Here is a 773-nt window from a genome sequence, read left to right as displayed (position 1 = left end):
GGATTGGGTCTGTGATAACGCAGAAACAATTCTTGGGATGATTCCATGACGCAACAAACCACATCATTCGAATTCTAGTGAGGCCGATCCAGATGATCGGCCTCACGTCATTCAGGGACAGAAAATGGACACTCCGCTCTATCCCTTCAAACCGATCCACAGCATGAAAGCGCTGTCGCTGACACTTGGAGAATCCACTGAACTCCTCGAAAGCTTGGCCACGCGCAGCTCCAACTTGTATCGTCATGTACCGCAAACCAAGAAAGACGGCACTCCCCGTGACACCTATGATGCGTACCAGCCGTTGAAAGCCATTCAGCGCAAGATCGTTGATCGACTGCTGGCCCGCGTTCGCTTTCCCGGGTATCTCCACGGCGGGATCAAAGACCCCGTGAACCGACGAAGTATTTATTCCAATGCCAAATCCCATGGCAGCGCTAAGTTCGTGCTGTTGCAAGACATCAAGGACTTTTTCCCTTCGATCAACGTGCTGCATGTTCAGCAGATATTTGAGAGGCTCTTTGGTTTTTCTGAGGAGGTTTCGAAGCTACTAGCCCTGCTGACCACCCGTAATGGTGTTGTGCCACAGGGGGCCAGTAGCAGTGGCTATTTAGCCAACCTGGTATTCTGGGATGTCGAACCCATGTTGGTGGCCAGACTGGAAGCGCAGGGGCTGAATTACTCGCGATTTGCCGATGACATCACGATTTCGTCCCTGACGCCGCTGAATTCAGCAACGCTAACCAAGCTGGTCTCAGCAGTGACCCGCATGC

General features: G+C 52.4%; 1 protein-coding gene. It reads left to right on the top strand.

The features are described 5' to 3' along the window. Positions 1–124 precede the first annotated feature (124 nt). Positions 125–773 (top strand): reverse transcriptase family protein (locus tag AC1DRJ_RS30680; protein ID WP_477805416.1); only part of this gene is annotated, 649 nt, incomplete at its 3' end.

The sequence above is a fragment of the Pseudomonas sp. P5_B2 genome, from assembly GCF_056400445.1.
Note: the sequence above shows the minus strand (reverse complement) of the source record. Positions and strands in the feature narration are given on the sequence as shown.